The 253-nt window shown below is 64.4% G+C and carries 1 pseudogene; it reads left to right on the forward strand.

Going from position 1 to position 253, the window contains the following annotated elements:
- A pseudogene (locus tag JHD62_RS22430) lies at positions 1–253 on the forward strand (hypothetical protein); the annotation flags it as partial.

Consider the following 253-nt stretch of genomic DNA (forward strand, 5'->3'; position numbering starts at 1 on the left):
TATGGGCAAGACAATCCGATTGACGGCTTTGTGCTGAAAGTCATCTTGCGCAAGGGCGAAGCCATCCAGAAGGAGCTGGGGGTGATGGTGCCCCTGCCCGAAGACGATGCCCGCATCAACCAGGCACCTGTCTCTTATACACATCTCCGAGCCCACGAGACGAACGCAATAATCGCGTATGCCGTCTTCTGCTTGAAAAGGGGGGGGGGGGGGGGGGGGGGGGGGGGGGGGGGGGGGGGGGGGGGGGGGGGGG

This window comes from Aquitalea sp. ASV11, assembly GCF_016429185.1.
GTDB classification, from domain to species: Bacteria; Pseudomonadota; Gammaproteobacteria; order Burkholderiales; family Chromobacteriaceae; genus Aquitalea; species Aquitalea pelogenes.